General features: G+C 63.2%; 17 protein-coding genes. 12 read left to right on the top strand and 5 right to left on the bottom strand.

Features of this window, described 5'->3' with window-relative positions; genetic code table 11:
* Window positions 1–44 precede the first annotated feature (44 nt).
* Window positions 45–1,805 carry an amino acid ABC transporter ATP-binding/permease protein gene (locus tag AC1Z36_RS06575; protein ID WP_332487991.1) on the bottom strand — a complete coding sequence of 587 codons (1,761 nt, stop codon included), beginning with the start codon at window positions 1,803–1,805 and terminating at the stop codon, window positions 45–47.
* The gene (locus tag AC1Z36_RS06570; RefSeq protein ID WP_332487993.1) at window positions 1,805–3,544 is read right to left on the bottom strand and encodes an ABC transporter ATP-binding protein/permease; all 1,740 of its coding nucleotides are present in this window, start codon (window positions 3,542–3,544) and stop codon (window positions 1,805–1,807) included. The genes AC1Z36_RS06575 and AC1Z36_RS06570 overlap by 1 nt, the downstream gene beginning before the upstream one ends.
* Window positions 3,545–3,663: 119 nt before the next feature.
* Here AC1Z36_RS06570 and AC1Z36_RS06565 point away from each other — a divergent pair, with 119 nt between their 5' ends.
* Both AC1Z36_RS06565 and AC1Z36_RS06560 read left to right on the top strand, forming a co-directional pair.
* A complete protein-coding gene (locus AC1Z36_RS06565; protein WP_483561850.1) occupies window positions 3,664–4,650 on the top strand; it encodes an acyl-CoA thioesterase in 987 nt (328 codons plus the stop codon).
* On the top strand, window positions 4,647–5,273 hold the full coding sequence (locus tag AC1Z36_RS06560; protein WP_332487997.1) for a phosphoribosylanthranilate isomerase: 627 nt from the start codon (window positions 4,647–4,649) through the stop codon (window positions 5,271–5,273). The genes AC1Z36_RS06565 and AC1Z36_RS06560 overlap by 4 nt, the downstream gene beginning before the upstream one ends.
* Window positions 5,274–5,317: 44 nt before the next feature.
* On the opposite strand, the gene AC1Z36_RS06555 is transcribed toward AC1Z36_RS06560, so the two are convergent.
* Window positions 5,318–5,869: an acyl-CoA thioesterase gene (locus AC1Z36_RS06555; RefSeq protein WP_332487999.1), complete on the bottom strand. Its 552-nt coding sequence runs from the start codon at window positions 5,867–5,869 to the stop codon at window positions 5,318–5,320.
* Between the two features lie 200 nt (window positions 5,870–6,069).
* On the opposite strand from AC1Z36_RS06555, the gene AC1Z36_RS06550 reads away from it, so the two are divergent.
* From AC1Z36_RS06550 to AC1Z36_RS06530, 5 genes are all read left to right on the top strand, one after another.
* Window positions 6,070–7,389 carry a sensor histidine kinase gene (locus tag AC1Z36_RS06550; RefSeq protein ID WP_332488001.1) on the top strand — a complete coding sequence of 440 codons (1,320 nt, stop codon included), beginning with the start codon at window positions 6,070–6,072 and terminating at the stop codon, window positions 7,387–7,389.
* The gene (locus tag AC1Z36_RS06545; protein WP_105658871.1) at window positions 7,386–8,051 is read left to right on the top strand and encodes a response regulator; all 666 of its coding nucleotides are present in this window, start codon (window positions 7,386–7,388) and stop codon (window positions 8,049–8,051) included. Before AC1Z36_RS06550 ends, AC1Z36_RS06545 begins: the two co-directional genes overlap by 4 nt.
* A 79-nt stretch (window positions 8,052–8,130) precedes the next feature.
* Window positions 8,131–9,012, top strand: coding sequence for an ABC transporter ATP-binding protein (locus tag AC1Z36_RS06540; RefSeq protein ID WP_332488003.1), 882 nt, complete (start codon window positions 8,131–8,133; stop codon window positions 9,010–9,012).
* Entirely contained in the window at window positions 9,009–10,181 is a 1,173-nt protein-coding gene (locus tag AC1Z36_RS06535) for an ABC transporter permease (RefSeq protein ID WP_332488005.1), read from the top strand. The genes AC1Z36_RS06540 and AC1Z36_RS06535 overlap by 4 nt, the downstream gene beginning before the upstream one ends.
* Before the next feature lie 59 nt (window positions 10,182–10,240).
* Window positions 10,241–10,840, top strand: coding sequence for a hypothetical protein (locus AC1Z36_RS06530; protein WP_332488007.1), 600 nt, complete (start codon window positions 10,241–10,243; stop codon window positions 10,838–10,840).
* A gap of 73 nt (window positions 10,841–10,913) precedes the next feature.
* On the opposite strand, the gene AC1Z36_RS06525 is transcribed toward AC1Z36_RS06530, so the two are convergent.
* Window positions 10,914–14,432 (bottom strand): proline dehydrogenase family protein, encoded by a 3,519-nt coding sequence (locus AC1Z36_RS06525; protein WP_483561849.1) that lies wholly within the window; start codon window positions 14,430–14,432, stop codon window positions 10,914–10,916.
* Window positions 14,433–14,665: 233 nt separating this feature from the next.
* On the opposite strand from AC1Z36_RS06525, the gene AC1Z36_RS06520 reads away from it, so the two are divergent.
* The 5 genes from AC1Z36_RS06520 to AC1Z36_RS06500 all read left to right on the top strand — a co-directional run bounded on the left by AC1Z36_RS06520 (window position 14,666) and on the right by AC1Z36_RS06500 (window position 21,931).
* Window positions 14,666–15,628, top strand: coding sequence for a LysR family transcriptional regulator (locus tag AC1Z36_RS06520; protein ID WP_133834891.1), 963 nt, complete (start codon window positions 14,666–14,668; stop codon window positions 15,626–15,628).
* Between the two features lie 136 nt (window positions 15,629–15,764).
* A complete protein-coding gene (putP, locus tag AC1Z36_RS06515) occupies window positions 15,765–17,270 on the top strand; it encodes a sodium/proline symporter PutP (RefSeq protein WP_105658877.1) in 1,506 nt (501 codons plus the stop codon).
* Window positions 17,271–17,444: 174 nt separating this feature from the next.
* Window positions 17,445–18,848, top strand: a complete 1,404-nt coding sequence (locus AC1Z36_RS06510; protein WP_332594925.1) for an NAD-dependent epimerase/dehydratase family protein — start codon at window positions 17,445–17,447, stop codon at window positions 18,846–18,848.
* Between the two features lie 226 nt (window positions 18,849–19,074).
* Window positions 19,075–20,700 carry a biotin carboxylase gene (locus tag AC1Z36_RS06505; RefSeq protein WP_332488015.1) on the top strand — a complete coding sequence of 542 codons (1,626 nt, stop codon included), beginning with the start codon at window positions 19,075–19,077 and terminating at the stop codon, window positions 20,698–20,700.
* On the top strand, window positions 20,690–21,931 hold the full coding sequence (locus AC1Z36_RS06500) for a serine hydrolase domain-containing protein (RefSeq protein ID WP_332488017.1): 1,242 nt from the start codon (window positions 20,690–20,692) through the stop codon (window positions 21,929–21,931). The genes AC1Z36_RS06505 and AC1Z36_RS06500 overlap by 11 nt, the downstream gene beginning before the upstream one ends.
* 169 nt (window positions 21,932–22,100) lie before the next feature.
* Here the strand turns inward: AC1Z36_RS06500 and AC1Z36_RS06495 are convergent, their stop codons facing one another.
* A complete protein-coding gene (locus AC1Z36_RS06495; protein WP_483561848.1) occupies window positions 22,101–24,836 on the bottom strand; it encodes an aminotransferase class I/II-fold pyridoxal phosphate-dependent enzyme in 2,736 nt (911 codons plus the stop codon).
* Window positions 24,837–24,897 lie beyond the last annotated feature (61 nt).

Here is a 24,897-nt window from a genome sequence, read left to right as displayed (position 1 = left end):
CTCCCCGCTGCCTTGTCAGTTCCATCCATTGAGCGGGGCGTGGATCAGCTTGGCAAAATCCGGTCCGCTTCGCGCACGGCCATGCGGGAGAACAAGGATTGCCCATCGGCCAATAGCGCTGGCGCCGCACCGCGTTCCAGCACCACTCCTTCATGGAGCACCAGCACGTTCTGCGCCCGGGCCAGGATCGATAGCCGGTGGCTGATCATCAGCACCGCCATCCCTTCACCGCGGCGGCGTTCCACTGCTTCCAGGACCAGCTGTTCGCTGCGTGCATCCAGGGCGCTAGTGGATTCATCGAGGATCAATACCGCGGGGTTGCGCAGCAGCGCCCGGGCCAGGGCCACGCGCTGGCGCTGGCCACCGGAAAGCCGGGCAAAGCGATCCCCCAACCGGGTCTGCAATCCGGCCTTCTGCTTGCGCAGCCACGGACCCATTCCCAGTTCTTCGAGGACTTCTTCCATCTCGGCGTCGCTGATCCCCTCCGCACCCAGCAAGAGGTTCTCGCGCAGCGTGCCGCGGATCATCACCGCTTCCTGGGAAACCAGGATTATCCGGTTGCGCAGTTGCGCCAAGCTTGCGGCCTCCAGCGGCACATCGCCAAAGCTAGCGGTGCCAGCAGCTTCCACCGAGCGCACCAGGGCGGCTGCAACCGACGATTTGCCGGAGCCGCTTTCGCCCACCAGGGCGAGCAAGGATCCCGGTGCCAGCTCGAAGTCCACGCCGTGTACTACCCGATGGCGTTCGAAGGCGACCGCCAGGTCCGCTACGCGCAGGGTGCCAACAGCAGGAAGCGGAACCGGGTTGTCGGTTTCACCAACCGGATGGCTGTCTATCGCGGTGGCATACAGCCGGCGAGCGCTGGCCAGCGAATCCTGCAGGCCCACGATGAAGCCGTCTACCGCGCGCACCGCTTCATAGGATGGGACCAGCGAACAGCACAGTACGATCAACGGGCCGAATTGCCCTGCGGTTCCCAGCAGGGCAAAGAGCGTGAGCAGGCTGCCCCAGACCACCAGCTGGGTCAGCGTGGCCCGTACCGCGCTCAGGGTTCCGGCAGATCGCGCGGCGTGCCGGGTTTCGTCCAGGCTTTCGCGCATCCGCGCCATGACGGGTTTGCCGGCATTGAATCCGTGAATCACCTCGATGCCGGCAAGCGTGTCGGTCAGCAGCTGATTCTGGGTGCCGCGAGCCGCGGCGGTGGCCCGCGCGGTGCGGCGCAGGGCGCCGACGCCAATGGCCGGAATGACCAGGCCGATCAGCGCATAACCGGCGAGCAGCACCAGGGCCGGTTCCATCCCGAAGACCGCCCAGGTGCCCCAGGTTGCCAGGCCGCTGACCACCACGGCCGCCACGGCCGGGGGCAGGGTGTGGGCGAAGAACACTTCGACCTTGTCGATGTCGCTGGTGGCCTTGGCGAGCATGCCGCCGGAGTTCTTGCTGCCCGCGGCAAAGGGCGCTTGGCGTTCGAATGCCTCGTACATGCGGTTGCGCAACCGCGCCAGGGAAAGGAAGGCGACCCGATGGCCTACGTACTGCTCGAGGTAGCGCACTGCGCCCTTGATAAGTCCTAGCAGGATGACCGCAGTGATCAGCGGTCCCCAGCCAAGGCCCAGTGGCAGCTGCGCAGCGCCCAGGTGCAGGGCCTTGGCCAGGCCGAGCCCGGCAACGGCGTAGATCCCCAGGGAGGCCAGTCGAGTGGCGCAGGCCAGCACGCAGGCAAGCAGCAGCGGCGGGAGCAGATCCCTGGTGCTGCCAATCAGCCAGGCCACGGTTTTGAGGGTGGAGATTTTCTGCGTGTGCATTAGTTCCCCTCCCCTAGCTGGCTCCGGCCACTGGCATGCAGCGCATCGGCGCGTTGGCGGAATCCATCCATGGCCTCCTTGAGGTAGCCGTCGGCGGCCAGCAGTTCTTCGCGGCTTCCGGCCTGGACGAGCTGTCCGTGGTCCATGACCAGCACGTAGTCGTAGTCGGCCAGCAACCCCAGCCGGTGGGTGACGGTGATGACCGTGGTGCTGCGGTCCAGGGCTCGCAGGGTCCGAAGCACTTCCGCTTCGGTCTGGACGTCCAAGGAGCTGGTGGGCTCATCGAGCAGCAGTACCGGACGCTGGGCGAGCAGGGCACGGGCTAGCGACAGGCGTTGGGCCTGTCCGCCAGAAAGGCGTGCCCCGCCCTCGCCCAGTGGTTGTGCCAATCCCCCGGGTTGCCCATCGAACCATGATCCCATGCCGACTTGGCGCAGCGCCACGAGCAGTTCGCCGTCGGTGGCCTCGGGCGCACCGAGCAGGAGGTTCTCGCGCAGGCTCATGCCAAAGAGCGTTGCGTGCTGTTCCACCACGGCGGTATTGGCCTTCAAGGTTGCCGGGCCCATGGCTTGGCGGGCATCGCGGATGATGCCGGCCGAAGCTTCGAGCTGGCCTTGGAGCACGCGCAGCAAGGTCGTCTTGCCGCTGCCCGAGGGGCCGATGACGGCAGTACGCGAACCTGCCGGGAAATGCCAGGAAATGCCGGCCAGCGCGTGATGCTCGCTGTCATAGCCGGCGCTGACTTCTTCCAGGATCAGGTCGCGGTGGCGCAGGTCCACGTGCAGCGGGTTGGCCATGGAGCGGTGCATCGGGATTTCGGCGACTGCGGCCAGTTTCTTCTCGGCCGCCTTGCCGGTCATCCCGATGTAGAAGAAGCTGCCGACGTAATTGACCGGGGCGAGCATCAAGAAGCTCAGGATCACCAAGGACAGCGCAGAGCCCGGGGTGATGGCCCCGGAGCCCGCGCGCCACCAGGCCAGCAGGGCGGCACTGGCGAGCAGCAGCACGGCGAAGCTTGAATCGATGACCAGCAGGATCAGCTGGTTGCGGGCCAGCAGTTTCATCACTTGCTGGCGCACGCGTTCGGTGGCCTGCTGGATGCGGGAGCCCATCCACCGGCTGCCGCCGTTGAGCTTGAGCATGCCCAGCGAGCGCAGTGCGTCCAGGAAAGTCGCCGAGAGGATGCCCTGGGCTCGGCGGTACTCTCCGTTCGAGGAGCCGAAGCGCCGCTGGAAGCCCAGGACGATGACCGGGACCAGCGCGGTGGGAATCAGCATCATCAGTGCGCTGAGCGGGTCAATGGCAAAGGCGATGAAGCACAAGATCAATAGCGGGGTGGCTACCGCGGAGATTGCCGGGCCGATAAAGCTGGAACGGTATTTCACAGACCGTTCCACCGAGTCCATCGCTGCATGGACCAGCTCCCCATCGCCGGCGGCGCGCACCGCCAGCGGGCCGATGGACAGATAGTGCTTGAGCAGCTTCATGCGGTGGTAGCCGGTGAGGTCATGGCCGTTGCGCGCGATCACGACCGGGACCAGGAAGGTGGCTACGGCCATGATCAGCAGTTCGCCGATGGCGCTGAAATACCATTGGGGGCCCAGCGGGCGATGGGCCATGAGTTCATCAAGGCCTTGGCCCACGACGATCACCAAGCCGGCGGTTCCGGCCGCGGCAATGAGGCTCAGTGCCACCACGATGGCTGTTGCAGCCGAAAAAATTCCAAAGACCCTACGCACCCTCCTATCCTAGGCCAGAGCCAACCGGCAGCTCCCAGCTACGGGCGCTTGCAGGCAAGGCTGAGCCGTGGAGCGTCATACATTGCCCGTGATGTCCGATGTGCGCGAAACTGGAGTGCATGAGCACTCCGGAGCTGAAACAACGTCCGCATTCTGTCACCTTGCGATTCCTCGCCGCACCGACCGACGTCGATGTCACCGGGATTGTCCCTGCGGGCACCGTGCTGGAGTGGGTCGACAAGGCCGCCTACGCTGCAGCGGTGGGATGGTCCTCCAGCTATTGCGTCACCGCCTATGTAGGCAATATCCACTTCGAAGACCCGATCCACTCCGGGGATCTGGTGGAAGTCACCGCTTCGGTGGTGTACACCGGTACCAGCTCCATGCACATCCATACCGAGGTGTCCTTCAGCGATCCGCGCGAATTGCGGCCGGTGAAGTCCAGCAGCTGCCTGGTGATTTTCGTAGCCGTCGGCGAGAATGGCAAGCCCACTGCGGTCCCGGCGTTCACCCCGGGTACGGCCAAGGAAATCGCCATGCGTGAAAGTGCGTTGGCGCGCATTGAGATCCGCGAGCAGATAGTCGCGTCCATGAATGAACAGGTATACACCGATGAGGGTACCGCCGAGCGCATTACCCTGCGCTTTTTGGCGGCGCCCACCGATGTGAACTGGGGCGGCAAGGTCCACGGCGGCATCGTGATGAAGTGGATAGATGATGCCGCTGAGCTATGCGCTGCCCGCTACTGCCAGCAAGAAACCGTTGCGGTATTCTCCGGCGGGGTGCGCTTCTACCGCCCGCTGCTGATCGGCCACCTGGTGGAGGTGGAGGCGCGCCTGGTCTACACCGGGAGCAAGGGAATGCACGTTGCGGTGCATGTGCGCTCTGGCGATCCGAAGACCCGGGAAATGCAGCTGACGACCTACTGCCTGACCGTGATGGTGACCCGCGATGAAACCGGCACCGCTGTTCCGGTCAAGCCCTGGGTGCCCGTCACCGGGGAGGACAAGCGGCTGTGGAATCACGCCCGCGACTTGTTGGCCATCCGCGCCAACGCGCCTGGCGGTTACACCCCAATCCATATGGCCAAGGAGAACGCGAAGTGAGTGCAGCAAAGCCCTTCGTCAAAGTGTGCGGCTTGTCCACGGCCCAGGACGTGCAAACCGCTGCGGCCCATGGCGCTGACGCCATCGGGTTCGTGCTCACGCCCAGTGCCCGGGAAATTTCCGCGCAGCGCGCCGCCGCATTGGTGAAGGCGGTTCCCGCAGGCATTGCCACCGTGGCGGTATTCCGCGGCGAAGAGATCCAGACGGTGCTTCAGCTTGCGGCGCAAGCCGGCGTGAGTTGGGTGCAGCTGCACGGGCAGCGCACGGCAAAGGATGTGAGCACCGCCCATGAGGCCGGGTTCAAGGTCATCCGCGCGGTGCGGCGCGATGACCCGGAGGAGCAGTTTGCCGATTGGGGCGAAGATCTGCTGCTCATTGACGCCTCGGTCCCCGGCAGCGGCGAAAGCTGGGATTATGCGGCAGTGAAGGATCTGGCCGCTGGTCGGCGCTGGCTGGTGGCCGGCGGACTGTCCCCGCAGAATGTCGCTGATGCCTTGGCTGCGTCCAGCGCTTTCGGCGCCGATGTCTCCTCCGGCGTCGAATCATCGCGCGGAGTCAAGGATCCCGAACTGATCGCCATGTTCATTGATGCGGCCAAGGCTTCGCCGATTCCCGCACGTTGAGTCCCCCCGGCACGGTCCAGCAGGAATTGCGCGAGTGAATTGATTCAGCGGATCCAATTGTGCGGGGCCGGCTTGCGGGTGCTGGGCAGCGCTCCGTCCTGGCGCCACTGGTGCAGCCACTCGGGCAGCACCATGTCTGCTGGCAGTTCCAAGCCGACTGCTGCCAGGATTTCCTTGTTGGAAACCGCACCCTTTTTCGAGGTCATCCGGGTGGCGACATAGGCGCGAGCGTAGATTTCGCCCTTCACGACGATGCGCTGCTCGAAGAAGATGCACTTGTCGTCCATGCCGATCAGCCGGGTTTCCTGGGAGAACTTGGTTCCCAGGCGCACCGACTTGCGGAAGGTGATGGTCTCGGTCTGCACGACCGGAACCCATTTATTCCTGGACATGATGTCCCAGACACCGGAACGGAACATCAAGTCGAAGCGTCCGAGATCGAAGATCGAGAAGTACATGCCGTTGTTGATGTGGCCGGCAAAGTCGATATCGGTCAGCGTGGCACGCATGCCCACTGAGCTGGTGTCGAACATCGACAGCTTGGAAGCCTTCTTGCTGTTCAGGTAAACCATGAGGATTCGGAAAATCATGTGCATACCATCACATTACTGCCTAGTAACCTTTCTGCCTAGCGCATTTCCTCCCGGGTCAACGCCAGGGGTAAGCCTCCAGGCTCATGCCCGGAAAACCGCAGACCGGTAAAGTCGTTTCCAATGCCTGGCCAACGAGATGATCAAGGAACACCATGTACCGACTCCCCGAGCTAGTACACCGGAGGCTCCCAACGCTGCCTCCGGTGGATTGGGAACGTCCGTCTCCGGATAAGAAGAGCTTGCGCCGCGACATTATCGTCGCTTCGGGCTTCCTCCTGCTGGCGCTGGCCATGCACGAACTGCTACTCTCCCTGACCGAGCAAGAGAATGCGCCCGATCCACTTCTCGCCTATCTCGTGCTTGTGTCCCTGATCGTGCCGCTGATGTTCCGCCGGCGCTGGCCCATCACCATGATGCTCATCGGTTCGGCTGCCTTCGTGGGCGCCGGAAGCGAAAATACCTACCAAGTCGGCATGGAGCTCTGCGCGCAGCTGGCCTATTTCATCGGCATCTACACCGCGGTCACGTGGTCGAAGAACCGCCGGGGACTGTGGATAGCGATGAGCGTGGTGCTGCTGTTCATGGCCACCTGGGTGATCGTCACCTTCTTCACCTCCGACTTGCTCACGGCCACCGGAACTTCCATGGTCGAGGATCCAGCAGGCGTGCTGCCGACGTCAACGGCCTTCATCTTCTACAACCTGCTGATGAACCTGCTGTACTTCGGCGGCGCGATCTTCCTGGGCATGGTCAGCTGGACCAATGCCTACGCCAGCCAAATAGTGGAAACCCAGGCCCAGCGCATTGCCGACCAGTCCCAGCAGCTGGCAGACCGTGCGGTCAACGAGGAACGGCTGCGCATCGCCCGCGAGCTGCACGATGTCATTGCCCACCACATCGCCTCGGTGGGAATCCAGGCTTCGGCCGCCCGCATGGTGCATGAGCGCGATCCCCAGCAGTCCATCGAACTGATGCGCGGCATCGAGTCCTCGGCACGCAGTGCAGTCAGCGAAACGCGGGCACTGCTGGGCGTATTGCGCGAACACGGCGGACCGGAGGATTCGCCGAACAGCGCTGAGGGGGCACGGAACCCCGAACCCTCCATGGCGCAGCTCGATGAGCTGATCGCAGCCAATGAACGCCAGGGACTGAGCATCCAGATCTCCCGCGATGAACACCAGCCCGGCTTCATTTCCACCCTGCCGGCAGGCCTGTCGCTCGCGCTCTACCGCATCAGCGGCGAAGCCTTGGCCAATGTCCGTGCGCATTCCACGGCCCGCACAGCTACCTTGTCGCTGCGTTCGGGAACCGATGCCGATGGCGCATGGATAGAAGTCGAGGTCACCGACAGCGGCCGTCCCCGGCCGGATTCCGCCGGTGGCGGCTACGGCCTGCGTGGCATTCGCGAACGCGCCAAGCTGCATCACGGGCTGGTGGAAATCGGCCCGCGCATTCCGCACGGCTGGCGTACCCGGGCCCGGTTGCGCGTGGTTTCCGACGCGGCAACTAGACTGGCAACATGAGCAAAATTACCGTGGTGATCTGCGATGACCAGTCGCTGATCCTCTCGTCGCTGAAACTGATCTTGCAAACCGATCCGCAGATCCAGGTCATCGGCACGGCAGGCAACGGCCAAGCGGGCCTGGAAATGGTTCGCGAGCTGAACCCCACGGTGGCGCTGATGGATATCCAAATGCCGCAGATGGACGGCATCGAAGCCACGAAGCTCATCGCCAGCACCACCCAGACCAAGGTCATTGTGCTGACCACCTTCAACCGCGACGACTACCTCTTCGAGGCCATGGATGCCGGGGCCAGCGGGTTCCTGCTCAAGAATGCAGAGCCTGAAATGCTGGTGGCCGCCGTGCACCAGGTGGCCGCCGGCCACGGGCTGCTCTCCCCCGAAGTCACGCTCAAGCTCATCCAGCGTGGCACCGGCGCGGTCCCTGCCGCGGATTCGGCAGCGGCAACTACCGAGGCCCAGCAGCTGGAAAAACTCACCGAACGCGAACGCCAGGTACTCTGCGAACTGGCCCAGGGCAAGAACAACCAGGAAATCGCCGCAGTGCTCTCCCTCTCGGAAGCCACGGTGAAAACCCACCTGTCGAACCTGTTGGCGAAGCTGCACCTGCGCGACCGGGTGCAGGGCGTGCTATTCGCCCACCGCGCCGGACTCATCCAATAGTTTCATTCTCCAGACGGAGCGCAAATGCTGCTTAGTTTCCTAAGCTGATGAGTAGAAACAATACTTGGCAGAGGAAAACATGCTTGAGCTAAACCATGTGTCACGGTCATTTGCACAGAATTTGGTGCTCGATGACATCAGCTTCACCGTACCTGGCGGCGCGCTCACCGGATTCGTCGGTGCCAACGGTGCCGGCAAGACCACCACCATGCGCATCATCATGGGATTGCTCAGCGCCGATTCCGGTTCTGTTTCGCTCAACGGCCAACCGCTCGATGGAGCCACCCGCCCCAACTTCGGCTACATGCCCGAGGAACGCGGCCTGTATCCCAAGCAGCCGGTCATTGACCAGCTGGTCTACCTCGGACAGCTCCATGGCCTGTCCCGCTCCGGAGCACGCAAACGGGCCATGGAACTGCTGGCCCGTTTTGGTTTGGCTGACCGCGCCAAGTCGAAACTCGAATCCCTGTCCCTGGGCAACCAGCAACGCGTGCAAGTCACCGCAGCACTGCTGCACGAACCCGACGTGCTCATCCTCGACGAACCTTTCAGCGGACTTGACCCGATCGCGGTGGACGCAATGAGCTCCATCCTGCGCGACTATGCAGCGCGTGGCGTACCGGTGCTCTTCTCTTCGCATCAGCTGGATCTGCTCGATGTGCTGGTGGACCATCTGGTGATCATCCAGGACGGCAGGATCCTGGCCAATTCATCGGCAGCCGGGCTCCGTGCGACGCAGGCATCCCGGCACCGGTTGTCCCTGGGCTCCGACACGGGCTGGCTGCGCAATGAACCGGGGGTCACCGTTATCGATATTTCAGGCCATGACGCATTGGTGAATTTCGATTCCGAAGCCGATGCCCAACGCGTGCTCGCCACCGCCATGAGCCGCGGGCCCGTCGCAGAGTTCGCAATCCATCGCCCTTCGCTGGCCGACATCTACCGGGAGATCATCAAGTGAACACCACCACGGCTCCATGGCTCATTGTCGCCTTGCGCGAAGTCGAAACCAAGCTGCGCGACAAAGCTTTCATCATCAGCACCATCGTGACCTTGCTGTTCATCATCGGATCGGTCGCCGTTACCGGATTCCTCGCCAATCGCACGTCGAATTTCGCCGTGGCTGCCACCGACGATGCCAGTTTCCGGGTGCTGGAGCAGGTGATCCAGGATCGCCCCGAAGACGTGGAATTGAGCATTTCCAGGCTCGCTCCTGAACAGGCGGAGCAACAGCTATCCGCTGAGCGGCTGAACGCGACCTTGTCCGGTTCGGCCGATGCGCAGGAATTCACGCTGACCGGTTTCAACGCGGTCGACCAAGAGCTCAGTTCTCTGGTCCGCGAAGCAATGAAAACCGTGAAGACCGATCAGCTGCTGGCCGAGGCCGGACTGGAATCAGCTAGCCTGCCCGATAACGAGGACCTCATTCTCGATCAGCTCCATGGCGATTCCGAACGGGCCGCGATGGCCAGTGCCATGGCGCTGGTCTTCTCATTCCTCTTCTACATGGCCGCATTCCTCTTCGGCATGCCCATCGCCAACTCGGTCATCGAGGAGAAGCAGAACCGCGTGGTCGAGATCCTGGCCAGCACCATCCGGCTGCGCCAGCTGCTGGCAGGAAAAATCATCGGGAATGTCGTTCTCGCAATGATCCAGCTCCTGGCCTTCCTCAGCATTGGCTTGCTGGCTGCCTACATTTCCCCGATCCAGATCCCGTTCCTCGGAGTTGTCACCCAGGTGGCCGGGTGGTTCGTGGTGTTCTTCTTCGGCGGTTTCCTGCTTCTGGCCGGGATCTGGGCAGCGTTGGGCTCCTTGGCTACCCGTACCGAGGATCTGCAGCAATCCAGCGGGCCCGTGGTGGGCCTCCTGATGGCGGTGCTGTTTATCGGGTTGTATGCCAAGGGCAGCTTCCTGGTGGTCGCTTCGTACATTCCTATCGTCTCCTCGGCGGCAATGCCTAGCCGCCTGCTCTCCGGCGAGGTAGCTTTCTGGGAGCCGATTCTTTCGCTGGCAATTCTCCTGGCTGCCTGCTGGCTCGTGCTGCTGTTTGCCGAGAAGATCTACGGCAGGGCAGTGATGCACACCGGTGGCGCGCTGACCTTGCGCAAGGCACTGAAACTCGAGGTCTGAGCCCGCCTGCCAAGAACAGGAAAAGGGATTGCACAGCCAGCTTCATTAGACTTGGCTAAGTGAGCGAAGAAAAACCACTGTTGCATCTGCCGGCCCGCCTGATCATTGTTTGGCTGGTGCTGATCGCCGGCGTCACCGGATCCACGCTGCTGTCCACCGCCGACTATGTCACCGGCGGCAGCCTGCTCTCCCTGATCGCCTTGTGGGTGATCAGGCTCGTGGCCATCGGCAGCTTCTGGTTGCTCGAAGCGCGCAAGGACACCAAGGTCTTCGCGATGCTGCTGGTCCTGCTGTCGCTGGTCCTGGACATCTTGCTGAAGCTGCCGGTACTGGACACCGTGGAGTATGGCGATTGGTTCTTGGTCTCCGCGCTGGATCTGCAGGGGATGTACACCGGCTACTTCACCGTCTGGGGCCTGCTCCTGCCGGTGCTTTCGCTAGTTGGCTGGTTCGTCCTGCGTCCCCGCAAGCTCGCTGGCTGGATCGTCGGCCTGCTCTCCGCGGTGGGCCTGGGATTTGCGGCCCTGTCCGTGGCTGGTTCGGCCAGCGGATCCGTACTCGCCTTTACCCTGGTGACCTTGGCGCGCTACATTCTTCCGGCGATCCTCTCCGCCACCGCGGATATTCTGGTCGCCAAGTACAAGGTACGCAAGAAGTAAAGAGCATCCGGCATAAAGCAGTGGCCAGCATCCAAATAAATGGATGCTGGCCACTGCTTTATGCGCTTGCCTGCTAGATCAGCGAATCACTGAGGTGATTCGGGGTGCCGAAGCGGTGAGCGGTGATGGATACCGCCTGCTCATGCAGGAACGGAAGCATCTCCACCCGTCCGGCAGCGGTCACCGGCGATGCGTAGATGGCCACATCCGGCTTGCCGTTGGCTGCCTCGGCGACAGCCTTCATCGAGCCGCCGATCAGGCGGATGCGGGCAGCGGACTCCGGACCGGTCTTCGCAGCCAGCTTCGCAGCACGGGCGGCGAAAGCAGCAGCGTCTTCGCGCACCACGGTGACCGAGTTATCGGCCAACAGGTTGCGCACGCCCAACGGCAGCTGCACGTCAGCGGAGAAGATCACGCGGGAACCTGCGGTGACACCGGCGGCAATGACGCGCAGCGCCTCGGCCAGTCCGTGGCCGCTGGTGGCTTCTTCGAAGCGCACCGTCACGTCAACCGCGCGGTAGCGGAAGATGTTGCGCTCGGCGACCAGCCCCGAGCGGTCCTTGGCCTGGTTGAACTCGTTGTTCCACCACAGCTTGTCGCTGGCCAGTGCCGAGCCCAGCCACTGCGCCTGCTCCGAATCCAGTTCTGCGGTGTTCAGCAGGCGCTGGTCGAATGCCGAGAGCGCCGCGCCCTGCGTGGCGGGGGCGTCCACCCAGGAGCCCATGCCGACCAGGTAGTTCGGGCCGCCGGCCTTGGTGCCTGCGCCGATGGCCGACTTCTTCCAGCCGCCAAATGGCTGGCGCTGCACGATGGCACCGGTGATGCCGCGGTTGGCGTAGATGTTGCCCGCCTGGATGTTCTCCAGCCAGTAGCCCATCTCTGCCGAATCCAGCGAATGCAGGCCCGAGGTCAGGCCGTAGTCCACCTCGTTGACGATCTCCACCGCTTCTTCCAGGGTCTTGGCGGTCATCACGCCGAGAATCGGGCCGAAGTATTCGGTCTTGTGGTACTCGCTGCCGCGGGCCACATCGTAGCGCACGCCCGGCGAGTAGAGCTTGCCCGAGTCATCGAGCTGTTTCGGCTCAATGGCCCAACGCTCTCCGGCGCCCAGGGTGGTCAGGCCGCGCTTGAGCTTTTCGCCCGGCTCGCCGATCAATGGGCCCATCTGGGATTCGGGGTTCCACGGGTAGCCGACCTTCAGCGACTTCACCGCATCGATCAGCTGGTTGTTGAAGCGGCGGGATTCAGCCACCGAGCCCACCAGCACCACCAGCGAGGCTGCCGAGCATTTCTGGCCGGCGTGGCCGAAGGCCGACTGCACGACGTCGCGCGCAGCCAGATCCAGGTCGGCGTTCGGGGTGACGATGATGGCATTCTTGCCGGAGGTCTCGGCCAGCAGCGGCAGGTCCTTGCGGAATGAGCGGAACAGTTCCGCGGTCTCGTAGCCGCCGGTGAGGATCAGGCGGTCCACGCGCTCATCGGAGACCAGCTGCTGGCCCAGGGAGCGATCGCCCACGAAGACCAGCTGCAGCACGTCCTTGGGCACGCCGGCATCCCACAGGCATTGCACCATGACAGCGCCCACGCGGGCGGCCTGGCTGGCAGGCTTGATGATCACCGAGGAACCGGCGGCCAGCGCCGAGAGGGTGGAACCGGCCGGAATCGCCATCGGGAAGTTCCATGGCGGGGTGACCACGGTCAGCTTCGACGGGACGAACTTCGCTCCATCCACGGTATCCAGTTCACGGCCCAGTTCCGCGTAGTAGTGCGCGAAGTCGATGGCCTCGGAAATTTCCACATCGCCCTGGTCAATGGTCTTGCCGCATTCGGAGCCCAGGACCTCGAGCAAGGTGGCGCGGCGCTCCTCGAAGAGCAGGCCGGCACGGTGCAGGATCTGCGCGCGCTGGGCCGAGCCCAGCTGCTGCCAGCCGGCGGCGGCATCCACGCCCATGGCGATGGACTCGTCGAGTTCGCCGGCGCTGTTCAGGGTGTTGTTCTTGACCAGTTCCTTGCCCAGCGGCGATTCCTGCATCTTGGCCAGGATCTCGCGTCCCCAGGCACGGTTCTGGTTCAGGTCCGGGTCGGTATCCGGGGTGTTGAAGAATTCGGTGGAGCCGTCGGCGAAACCGGCCACGCGGGTGCTCAGCGACGGATCCTGGATCTGGCGGTTCTGCACGCGATGCGGGGCAGGGACCACGTTGGACATGGCTTCCAGGGATGCGAGGAAGCGGTTCTTCTCGCGTTCGAACAAGGCCTCGTTCTTGGCCAGCTCGAAGACTGCGGACATGAAGTTTTCCTGGCTGGCGCCCTCTTCGAGGCGGCGGATCAGGTAGGCGATGGCCACGTCGAATTCCTGCGGGTGCACCACCGGGGTGTAGAGCAGCAGCGAGCCGACGTCCTTGCGCACCGCTTCGGCCTGGCCTGTGGCCATGCCCAGCAGCATTTCGAATTCGATGCCGTCGGTGGCGTTGCGCGACTTGGCCAGCAGCCAAGCCAGCGCGACATCAAAGAGGTTATGCCCGGCGATGCCGATGCGGATGTTCTTCACGTGTTCCGGACGCAGCGCGTACTCCAGCACGGACTTGTAGCTGGTGTCGGAGTCCTGCTTGGTGTGCCAGGTGGCCAGCGGCCAGCCGTGGATGTCAGCTTCCATGGTTTCCATTGGCAAGTTGGCGCCCTTGACCACGCGGACCTTGATCGGTGCGCCGCCTTCGGCCACGCGGGCCGCGGAGAATTCCTGGAGCTGGATCATCGCGCCCAGGGCATCTGGCAGGTAGGCCTGCAGCACGATGCCGGCGGGCAGGTCCTTGAATTCGGGCTTGGACAGGATCTTGGTGAAGACCGCGATGGTCAGCTCCAGGTCCTTGTACTCTTCCATGTCCAGGTTGATGAATTTCTTCTTCGGGCTGTTGGCAGCCAGCTTATACAGCGGCTGCAGCTTTTCCACGATGTGCTCCACGGCTTCATCGAACGCCCAGTGGTTATGCGGGGCGACGGTGGAGGAGACCTTGATCGACACGTAGTCCACGTCATCGCGTTCCAGCAGCTTGGTGGTGCCGTCAAGACGGCGGGCCGCTTCGCCTTCGCCGAGGATGGCTTCGCCGAGCAGGTTGACGTTCAGATCCACACCCTCGCGCTTGATCTTGGAGATCGCGCCGCCCAGCTTGGCATCCGAGGCGTCAATGATCAGGTGGCCGACCATCTCGCGCAAGACCTTGCGGGCGATGGGGACAACTACCTGCGGCACGATTGGGGCCATGGCGCCGCCAACGGCGACGGCCTTGCGCATGTACCAGGGCAGGAAGCCTGGAACCATTGGAGCCAGCGCCTTGAGGTTGGCTGCCGCGACGTTCAGGTCTTCGGGGCGGATCACGCCATCGACGAAGCCTACGGTGAAGTCCAGGCCCTTGGGGTCCTTGAGCACTCCGGCCAGGCGGGCGGCGGCGGCGTCTACGGGGTAGTCGGAAGCTTCGGTGAGCCAGCGGCGCACCAGCTTGATGACGTCGTCAGCGAGTTCGGCCGGCGAGGTGAGCGGGTTGCCGTCGGCATCTAGTGCGGCTGGCACTACGTGCTGGGTGGAGGTGAAAGACACTGGTGGTCCCTTCGATGCAATTCGTACTTGTGGTTCGGCACCGAACGCTGATGTCGTTGTGGCTAATCCGGCGGCCTGCTGCTGCCAGAGGGCCGCTAGGAAAAGCTGTGTGCAAGATCGAGTATGAACCTATATTGTCTTAAGCAAAAGTGAACAAAGCCGAAGATGTTCGTTCGGTTTTGCCGAAGTATTTGGACTCCGTGAGTCCCCATTAACTGAATGGCGGGAAAACCGTGCTTGAACTGAGAAGATTGCGCTTGCTTCGCGAATTGCATATCCGCGGAACCATTGCCGAGGTGGCCGACGCGCTGAGCTACTCCCCCTCATCCGTGTCGCAGCAGCTGAGCCAGCTGGAAACCGAAACCGGGGTGGAGCTGCTGCGGCGCACCGGTCGCACCCTCAAGCTCACCCCGCAGGCCCAGATCCTGGTGGCCCACACCGAAGAGCTGCTCGATTCCATGGAACGCGCCGAAGCGGACCTGTCCGCGGCCATGTCCACGGTGTCCGGAACCGTCCGGCTAGCGGTTTTCCAGACGGCCATGCTCCGGCTCATGCCGCCGGTACTGCGCGAACTGCGCACCAGGCACCCCAATCTGCGGGTGGAAATGAGCCAGCAGGAACCAGCCGACGCGCTGAATGAAACCAGCAGCCGAAGTTTCGATTTGGTGGTCGCGGAGCAGTACTCGGGACATTCCGCGCCGCACTACGACAACCTCGATCGGCGTGTTCTGACTCACGATCCGATCCGCCTGGCCTTGCCGGCACGAGGCGCGGCCGGAAATGCAGAATTCGACCGGGTGCACACCTTGGAGCATGCCAACTCACTGCCCTGGGTGGTGGAACCCGCGGGTGCCGCCAGCCGGCACTGGGCCCTGCAGGCTTGCCGGCTTGCAGGGTTCGAGCCGGACCTGCGCTACGAAACCGCTGATTTGCAGGCTCACGTGCAGTTAGTCGCTTCGGGCAACGCCGTGGCGATGCTCCCAGAGCTGGTCCTGCGCGACCAGCGCAGCAGCCTGCGCACGGTGGATCTTCCCGGCTCTCCGGAGCGCACCATCTTCACCGCCATGCGGCATTCCTCCACCCAGTCCCCGGCCATCCGCGCGGTGCGCAAATCGCTGCACGCGCAGCCCGGAATGAGTGATGCAAGCAACTCCGCGATTTTGGCTACCCCTGCAGACTTCGATACGGTCGACTAGATAACAGAATGATCACAGACCAAATGGCACCCGGCGACAAACCGGAGAATTAGTGCCATAGTGGTGACTCGCACCACAGAAATCCGCGCCTATGGCGGCTGAGAAAAGCCCCAGGCACAAACGGTAATGAGGAAAAATGTCCGACCAGACTTTCCAGATGATTGCGATCGCAATTTACATGGCCGCCATGCTTGGCATCGGCTATATTGCATATCGCCGCACCAACAACATTGACGATTACATGCTGGCCGACCGCGGCCTGAAGCCGTGGGTCGCAGCCCTGTCCGCAGGCGCATCCGACATGTCCGGCTGGCTGCTCATGGGCCTGCCCGGCGCCATCTACCTCGGCGGCCTGCACGAAGCATGGATCGGCATCGGCCTGCTCATCGGCGCGTGGCTGAACTGGAAGTTCGTCGCTCCGCGGCTGCGTTCCTACACCGCGATCTCGCAGAACGCCATCACCATCCCGAGCTTCTTCGAAAAGCGCCTGAAGGACAACAGCCACCTGCTGCGCATCGGCGCATCGGTGATCATCCTGGTGTTCTTCACCTTCTACGTATCCTCCGGAATGGTGGCTGCAGGCAAGTTCTTCGAGGCTTCCTTCGGCTGGCAGTACCTTGCGGGCATGTTCTTCGTGGCAGGAATCACCCTGCTCTACACCCTGTTCGGCGGCTTCCTCGGGGCGTCCCTGACCGACATGGTCCAGGGCTTGCTGATGTTCGCCGCGCTGATTGCCGTGCCGATTGTGGCAGTCATCCAGATCGGCAGCATCGGGGACATTACCTCGAAGGTCACCGAAGTCAATCCCGAAGCGTTCAACCTGTTCTCCTCCTTCAGCGACAACAGCGCGATCCTGGCCGCCGTGGCCATCTTCTCCACCGCAGCGTGGGGCCTGGGCTACTTCGGCCAGCCGCACATCATCGTGCGCTTCATGGCGCTGCGCACCCCGGGCGAAGCGAAGACCGCACGGCGCATCGGCATTGGCTGGATGTTCCTGACCACCCTGGGCGCCATCGCCACCGCGTTCATCGGCGTCGCGTACTTCGCCGATCAGCCGCTGGACAAGGCCAGCAGCGAAACTGTCTTCCTGCTGCTGAGCCAGATCTTCTTCCACCCGCTGATCGCCGGCCTGGTGCTCGCCGCTGTGCTGGCGGCCATCATGTCCACCATGTCCTCGCAGCTGATCGTCTGCTCCTCGGCACTGGTGGAGGACCTGTACAACATCACCGGCCGCAAGGCTTCGCCCAAGGCCCTGGTCATGCTGGGCCGCTCCGGCGTACTGCTGGTGGCCGTCGTCGCCGCCCTGCTGGCGCTGAACCCGAACTCCTCCATCCTTGAGCTGGTCTCCTTCGCGTGGGCAGGCTTCGGTGCCGCCTTCGGCCCTGTTGTCCTGCTGGCCCTGTACTGGCGCAAGCTGACCGCCGTGGGCGGTTTCGCCGGCATGGTCACCGGCGCCGTCGTGGTGTTCATCTGGGGCAACGTGGACGTGCTGGCCTCGGCCATGTACGAGATCGTCCCGGGCTTCCTCGCCGCACTGGTTGTCGCATGGCTGGTTTCCCGGGCAACCTACCGCCCGAACCCGACCATCGATGGCGAGTTCACCGAAATGGAACAGGAAGTCGGCGCCAAGGTTACTGCCTAGCCAACGCCCCGATCCGAAGCTCCCTTGGTCCGCATGGACCAAGGGAGCTTTTCCCGTTCCAGGACCCTGGTGTAACAGTTCAGGCAGGCTTCGATGTCTATCCTGCCGAAGTGCACCGGGCACAGTAGCCTAGAGCTATGCCCGAGAAACCGAGCTGGAAGGAACTATTCCAAGATGAGCACCACGAGTAAATTCACGCACTGGCAGCGCACCGAGTCGCAGTTCCTGGCCGCTGACCCGCAGGCCGTCTATTCGATCGTGGGCAACCTGTCGCAGACCGGCCAGTGGATGAAGAGCTTCGACGGCTTCATCGTGCATGACGACCAGCGCGGCGTGGGCACCAAGGTGGATCTGTTGCCGCCGGGCAAGTTCTTCGGCCCGTTGCACCGCAGCACCGCGCCTTCGGGCTCCATCACCCGGCGCAACCAGGACACCCTCATGGTGGAGTTCACCCAGCCGCAGCCGGCCGGTGAAATGGTCTTGCGCTGGCAGGTAGAGCCCCATGAGCACGGATCCGTGCTGCACTTCACCGCTGAGCTCAACGGCCCGGGCACCACCGCTTTCAAATTCACCGTGGCCAACGCCCTGTGCAAGGACTTCGCCATTGCGGCGGCCCGCCTGTACCGGATCATCGCCCCGGGTGCGCACCGCAAACGCGATGCCCATGTGGTAATCTCCGGCGGTCGCGGATTCCTTGGCCGCAACCTCGTCGCCGATCTGGTCTGCCGCGGCATTTCCGTATCGGTGCTGACCCGCAACCCGGAAAATGATTTCCCTGCCGAGCAGTACAGCTGGGATGGCGTGCACCAGGGGCCCTGGGCCCGCGCGCTGTCCAGCAAGAATCCTGTGCACCTGGTCAATCTGGCCGGCGAGCGCGTCGATAAGCGCAACACCCCGGAGAACATCGCAGCGCTCACCGACTCGCGCGTGGCCTCCACCAAGACCCTGGCCGAAGCCGCAGCCTCGGTGCCCCAGCTGGCCACCTGGATCCAGGCCAGCACCACCGCCATCTTCGGCGACGCCGGCGAGGAAGAGCTGACCGAGTCCAGCCCTGTGCCCAGCGACCAGCGCGCCCTGCCGGAAATGACCGGGGTCGCTTCGGCATGGGAGCAGGCCTTCGCCGAGGCCGCGGTCAACGCCGAGCAGCGCTATCTCTTGCGCACCTCGCTGGTGATGCACCCCGACGCTCCCCTGCTTGGCCCGCTGAACCTGCTGGTGAATACCGGCATGGGCGGTCCGCTGGGGGACGGCAAGCAGTGGTTCAGCTGGATCGGGCTGGAAGACTGGCTGCGCTTGATCCGCTGCCTGCTCGGATTCGAAGAGCCTTCCATCCCTGCCGGCCTGGTGCATGCCGCCAGCCCGAAGCCGCTGCGCAATGCCGAGGTCATGGCCGCCTTGCGATCCATCGCGGGGTTGCCTGGCCTGCCCACCGGGTCGGTGCTGCCCAAGATCGGCGCCGCGGTCATGGGATCCAATGCCCGGGTCGCGTTGACCGGCCGCAAGGTCACCAGCGAAGTCCTGCAGCAGGCCGGATTCGAATTCCAGCAGCTGGATTTCGCATCGACGGTGTCTGGCTAGCAGCCGCCAGTTACCGCAATAAGGAGTAACCTTTACCTAGCTTTGAGCCCGAACCTGCCGTTGCATGCCAAGTCACAGGCCGCATCGGCGGGGGCGGGCTCAATGTTCACCACGCGTTAAGCAGAACGTGTGCCGGTGCTTACGATGAGCGCTGAGCATGAAACTGTCACGCATTGTGCCGTGCAACCGCCCTTCTTCGGACAGTTTCAAAGGACATCTCCACATCATGGCCAACATTCTTGAAGCCCACGCCCCGGCTTCTCGCCACCGCATGCCCAAACCCAGCGATCTGGACAAGCTGCGCCACAAGGCGCGCGTTGTTACCGATCAGCTCAGCGCTAACGTCGCCGTCGACGCGGCCTACAACGAGTCCGAACCCGCGAATCTCCCGGCCAAGGTCCTGCGCATGGACCGCAAGCTGAAGAACATGAGCGAAGTTCGCCATTTCTTCCGCACCAATACCACTCCGATCTTCTTCCTCGGCGCCACCCCGGTCAATCTGCTGGGCCTTGACCGATGGGTCCGCAAATTCAGCTACATCACCTACTACGACGGCTGGGACGGCCACCACCCGCGGGTCTTCACCCCCGCCGAGAAGCCCTATGTCGATTTCCAGAGCGCCGAAGAGATCAACAACTGGCTGCTGGAGAACTCCGAGGTCCGCGAATACATCGATTCCCAGTGCACCCCGGGCGGTCCCCGGCCGAAGATCGCGATGGTCTTCTTCGACGAGGAAACCGAATCAATCTGCGAGGAACTGGGCTACGATCTGATCCTGCCCTCGGCCGCCTTGCGCACCGAACTGGACTCGAAGATCGTTACCACCAAGCTGGGCAATGCCGCCGGCGCACCATCGGTGCCCAACGTGCTGGGCACCGCCGATAACTACGACGAGCTCATGGAACTGGCCGAGGAGGCCGGCTTGGGCAAGGACCTGGTGGTCCAGACCCCCTACGGGGATTCGGGCAAGACGACCTTCTTCATCGACTCGAAGGCGCAGTTCAAGGCGCATGCCAAGAACATCATCGGCGAACAGCTCAAGATCATGAAGCGCATCAACAACCAGCCGGTAGCCGTTGAGGCCGTGCTGACCGAATGCGGCACCGTGGTGGGGCCGATCCTGACCGAACTGGCTGGCTACAAGGAATTGACTCCGTACAAGGGCGGCTGGTGCGGCAATGAGATGCACCCTGATGTGGTCACCGACTCGCAGCGTTCGCGCGCCATCGATCTGGTCCGCAAGGTGGGCAACGGCCTGAAGGACACCGGCTACCGCGGCTTCTTCGAAGTGGACGTGCTGGTGGACACCGACACCGACGAGGTGTACCTGGGCGAACTGAATCCGCGCATCTCCGGGGCCAGCGCCATCACCAACGTCACCGCCGGAGCCTATGCCGACGTGCCGCTGTTCCTCTTCCACCTGCTTGAATTCCTTGATGTGGAATTCGAGCTGGACGTTGACGAGATCAATGCCCGCTGGGAAGAGATGAGCGGGGCTGATGTCTGGAGCCACATGATCATCAAGGAAACCGATGACATCCTGCAGTACATCACCCATGCCCCACGCACCGGAAACTATTACCTCGACTCGCGCGGCAAGCTGCAATTTTCCCGTTCCGCATTGGACTGGCACCAGCTGCAGACCCACAAGGAAGCATTCTTCCTGCGCATCTACGGCGTAGAGGATTACCGATGGAAGGGAGCCGATCTTGGGGTCCTGGTCACCAAGGCCAAGCTGCAGTACGAAGGCAAGAAGAAGACCAAGCTCAGCATCGATGCCAAGCACTTCATCTCCTGCATCCGATCCCAATACAAGGGAATTGACGTTCCGCCATCAGAGCATGGCAACTGAAGCGACTGATGCCGCCGGGCACATGGCGGCCAACTTGGCAGGTCCTCCCAGCAAGACGCTGAACATCGCCACCTGGCAGTACCCGCAGAACATCAAGCGCTCATTCCAGAACATCGCCAGGATCCATCCCACCGTGAAGGTCTCGCGCGGCGATGGCCCGATCGTCAGGCTGCACCTGGCCGAGGAGAAGCTGGGCAAACTGGAAGTGGCCAAGGCGAGCATTACCGACCCGGCGCTGACCGTGCGCGGGGTAATGCACGCGACCAATACCGACGCCGTGCTGGTCATGCACAATGGACGGATCCTCTGGGAGAAGTACTACAACACCATGACGTCGCTGACCGATCATCTGCTGATGTCGGTCAGCAAGACCCTGGTGGGTTCCCTGGCCGGGGCGCTGGTGGACGCCGGAATGCTTGATACCGAGCAGGCGGTAGCCACCTACGTGCCGGCGTTGGAACGCAGCGGCTATGCCGGCGCCCGGGTGCGCGACCTGCTGGATATGCGCTCCGGGATCAAATTCTCCGAAGAGTATCTGGATCCCAATGCCGAGGTGCGCCAGCTGGAGGAGGCCATCGGCTGGGCCCCGTCGCGTGGCGGCATCGGGCCTATCGGGATGTACGAGTTCTTGCTGACCCTGCAGGCCAAGGGACCGCACGGCGGGGTCTTCGAATACCGTTCCTGCGAGACCGACGCCCTGGGCTGGGTGCTGGAAGCCGCCGGCGGCGCCCCGCTGCAGGAACTACTTTCGGATTATGTCTGGTCCAAGCTCGGTGCCCAGCAGGATCTGGTGATGGGCGTTGACCAATTCGGCACCGGAATGTTCGACGGCGGATTCAACGCCTGCCTGCGCGATTTGGCGCGTTTCGGCCATCTCTATGTCAATGGCGGGCGTGCGCTGACCGGCAAACAGGTTCTCTCCGAGGCATGGATCGCCGACACCTTCGCCACCGATCCCGCACTGGTCCAGGCGTTCGCCCAGTCCCCGGGCGACAACATGATGCCCGGCGGGCACTACCGGAACCAGATCTGGTTCCCGAACCCTGCCACCGGGGCCGCGGTGGCCCTGGGCATCCATGGCCAGATGATCTATATGGATCCGGCGACCAAGCTGGTCGCGGTCAAGCTTTCCAGCTGGCCGCTGCCGCAGGATGCTTCCAAGCTGTTCCCGACCATTCGTGCGTTCGAGGCGATCTCGGCGCATCTGGCCGGACGGAAAATACAGCCTTAGGGCTGCTTACGATTCAGGCCCTGATTTGCGCATTCGGTGCGCGAATCAGGGCCTTTGCCGTGCTGGCAGCTATTCTTGCGTGCAGCGTTCTTCGCCGCGGAAGCCGGAACCCACCCGGGGATGCCGGGTGGGTCCGCAAGCTGCGTTCAAGGCAAGCCGCTCTTCGCGCTCAGGGCTGCTGCGCCGCGATCTGTTCCAGGGCTTCGCAGGTGAACACCTGGTAGCCCAGGTCCTGGTGGTAGCCGTGGATCTCTCTGGTATCGAGCCGGTCCATGTAATCCAGAATGCACAGGGTAATGACCTGGCCGGGGACCAGCACCGGGAATCCCGGCGGGTACGGGGTGACGAATACCGCCGACACGACGCGTTCTCCGTTCACCAGCTGGGTGCGGATCTGCGCGGAGGACAGGAAATGCGTCGCCGGGTCCTGGTAGGTCAGGTAGTAGGCCGAGCGCATGTCCCCGCTTCCGCCGCCTCCTGCGAATTCAGGAGCGAAGGCGCTGAAATCCGGCAAGGGAATCTGTTCGGCCGCAGGCTTCTTGCCCAGTGCCAGCACTCTCCCATCCAGGCGACGTTTGCGGTCCAGTTCCTCGGAGATCTTCACCAGCACCTCGATCAGGTGCGCCACGGCCGAACGGGTGGTGCCGATATTGGTCATCAGCAGCACCGAGGTGCGGCTGGTCTTGTTGACCTGGATCGAATGCCCATCCATCAGGTACTCGTGCTTGAAGGTGTCCCCGTCTACGCCGGTGCGGCTGATGTCCAGGGTCAGGCGCGAGGGGTCGACCACGAACTCGTCTTCCGCCCAGGCTTCGTCCCAGGCTGCCAGCCCGTCGCGCACCGGGTTCTGCGTGGTGGACTGGCGGTACTTCTGCGGGATCAGGTCCGTCGAATGCAGGATCTTGAAATACTTGCCCAGCAGCTCGTTGCGCGCCATGGCCCGCGAAATCGACTGCGCCAAATCGACCTGGCGCTGCACCAGCGCATAGCCTTCCAGCTCGGCCTGGCGCCGGCCGATATCCAGCGAGGCGAGGATCTGGTAGTTCGGCGAGGTGGAGGTGTGGGTCATGTAGGCCTCGCGGAAGGCGTTGAGGTTGCGCACCGCGAAGTCCTGGTCGTAGATGTGGATCATCGAGCCCTGGCGCAAGGAGGTCAGGGTCTTATGCGTGGACTGGGTGGAGTACACCCGCAAGCGGACCTGCTCCGGATCCGGAATCAACCGGGTCTCCAGCCAGGCCTGGTCATTCTCCGGGTGCTCCATGGTGCCCGGTGCTGGAAGGGCCGCACGCTGCGCGGCGTAGCGCTGGTGGTAATCCGCGGTTTCCAGCTGCTTTTCCAGCACGGCCGCCACGGTCATGGCGGTGCGCTGGCGGTACACCGGGTGGAATCCTGCGAAGGCGAACCAGGCCTCGTCCCAGAGGAACACCAGATCCGGCTTGATGGCCAGGCATTCTTCCATCACCCGGCGCGGGTCGTAGATGATCCCGTCGAAGGTGCAGTTGGTCAAGGTGAGCATCTTGACCTTGTGCAGCAGGCCCTCGCGGCGCAGCTGCAACAGCCGTCCCTTGATCTCCTCCAGCGGCACCGCCCCGTACATCGAATGCTCGTTGAGCGGGTAGGCCTCCAGGTAGCTCACGTTCGCCCCGGCGAGCACCAGCGAGTAGTGGTGGGACTTGTGGCAATTGCGGTCCACCAGCACGATGTCCCCCGGGGAGAGAATCGACTGGTGCACGATCTTGTTGGCGGTCGAAGTGCCATTGGTGACGAAGTAGGTGCGGTGGCTGCCAAAAGCCCGGGCCGCCAGCTCGTGGGCCTTCTTGATGGAGCTTTGCGGGTCCAAGAGGGAATCGAGCCCGCCGGAGGTGGCCGAGGTTTCGGCCAGCAGCAGGTTCTTGCCATAGAAGTCCACCAGGTCCCTGGCCCAGGGAGAGTTCTGCACCGAACCTGCGCGGGAAATCGGCATGGCGTGGAAGACCCCGCCAGGCCGCTTGGCGTACTTCTGCAGGGCGTTGAAGAACGGGGTCTGGTAGCGTTCGAGCACTTCCGAGACAATCGACAGGTGCAGGTCCATCCGGTCATTGCGCGAGAAGATCCGGCGGAAACGCCCGGTGATCTCGTGGGCAATGGATTCCAGGGCGACCCCGGCGATCAGGTACACCGGGACTTCGGGGCGCAGTTCATCGAGGATATTTTCCAGGTCCAGCAGGCCCTGGATCTGCCTGGTGGATTGGAAGTAGCCTTCCATCCGCCGGGCTATGAAATTCTTGAGCGTCGAGGAGAGCCGGCGACGCGTGCGCACATCAAAGCGGGCGGTCAGCACGACGGACTGGATGCCAGGATTGATCAGGATCGCGGCCAGGGCGTCTTCCACGCTGGGCACCACCACGAAGTTGTAGTGGAACGGATCGGTGCGCTGGCGCTGTTCGGCGATTTCTTCCTTGAAAAGCTCGATCTCCTCCGCCGGGCCATTATCCACCAACAGGATTTCCACCATCGGGGCCTGCACCCTGGCGTTGCCAGGTGCACCGTTGCCCAGCTGGGATGGATCCTGTTCCGCCTCGTCATGGCCTTCAAGGTCAATGTACTGGGTCAGCGTCCTGAAGGTCTGGTTCGCCTGGTAGACCAGCTTCATCGCATCTTCGTACTGCCCGCCGGACATGAGCCGGGAAACCTCGTTGAAGTATTCGATGCCGGGATTCGCCCAGTACGGTTCTATGGCTGCCAGCAGCCCCAGCAACCGGCCGGCTTCCAGCTCATGCTCCGTGCGGCGGTCTTCCTCCTGGTATTCAGAAGAGATCTCGCTGAGCACATAGCCCAAGTGCTCCCACGCGTCCTTGCGTTTGCGCCACGCGCTTTCAGGCGTAGCCGTTCCCTGGTTCGTCCCGTAGGTCAACCTCTTGCTCACGGTTGCCGGTATTCCTTTCACCCCTGCAGCGTTAACTGGTTGTTAACAGCGCGAGCGAAGC

The sequence above is a fragment of the Glutamicibacter sp. BS14 genome, from assembly GCF_056934375.1.
Note: the sequence above shows the minus strand (reverse complement) of the source record. Positions and strands in the feature narration are given on the sequence as shown.

What these genes read in the sequence shown, in the direction of transcription:
- AC1Z36_RS06575 (WP_332487991.1), bottom strand. Translation starts at nt 1,805, where the DNA reads ATGCACACGCAGAAAATCTCCACCCTCAAAACCGTGGCCTGGCTGATT.
- AC1Z36_RS06565 (WP_483561850.1), top strand. Translation starts at nt 3,664, where the DNA reads ATGAGCACTCCGGAGCTGAAACAACGTCCGCATTCTGTCACCTTGCGA.
- AC1Z36_RS06555 (WP_332487999.1), bottom strand. Translation starts at nt 5,869, where the DNA reads ATGCACATGATTTTCCGAATCCTCATGGTTTACCTGAACAGCAAGAAG.
- AC1Z36_RS06545 (WP_105658871.1), top strand. Translation starts at nt 7,386, where the DNA reads ATGAGCAAAATTACCGTGGTGATCTGCGATGACCAGTCGCTGATCCTC.
- AC1Z36_RS06540 (WP_332488003.1), top strand. Translation starts at nt 8,131, where the DNA reads ATGCTTGAGCTAAACCATGTGTCACGGTCATTTGCACAGAATTTGGTG.
- putP (WP_105658877.1), top strand. Translation starts at nt 15,765, where the DNA reads ATGTCCGACCAGACTTTCCAGATGATTGCGATCGCAATTTACATGGCC.
- AC1Z36_RS06510 (WP_332594925.1), top strand. Translation starts at nt 17,445, where the DNA reads ATGAGCACCACGAGTAAATTCACGCACTGGCAGCGCACCGAGTCGCAG.
- AC1Z36_RS06505 (WP_332488015.1), top strand. Translation starts at nt 19,075, where the DNA reads ATGGCCAACATTCTTGAAGCCCACGCCCCGGCTTCTCGCCACCGCATG.
- AC1Z36_RS06500 (WP_332488017.1), top strand. Translation starts at nt 20,690, where the DNA reads ATGGCAACTGAAGCGACTGATGCCGCCGGGCACATGGCGGCCAACTTG.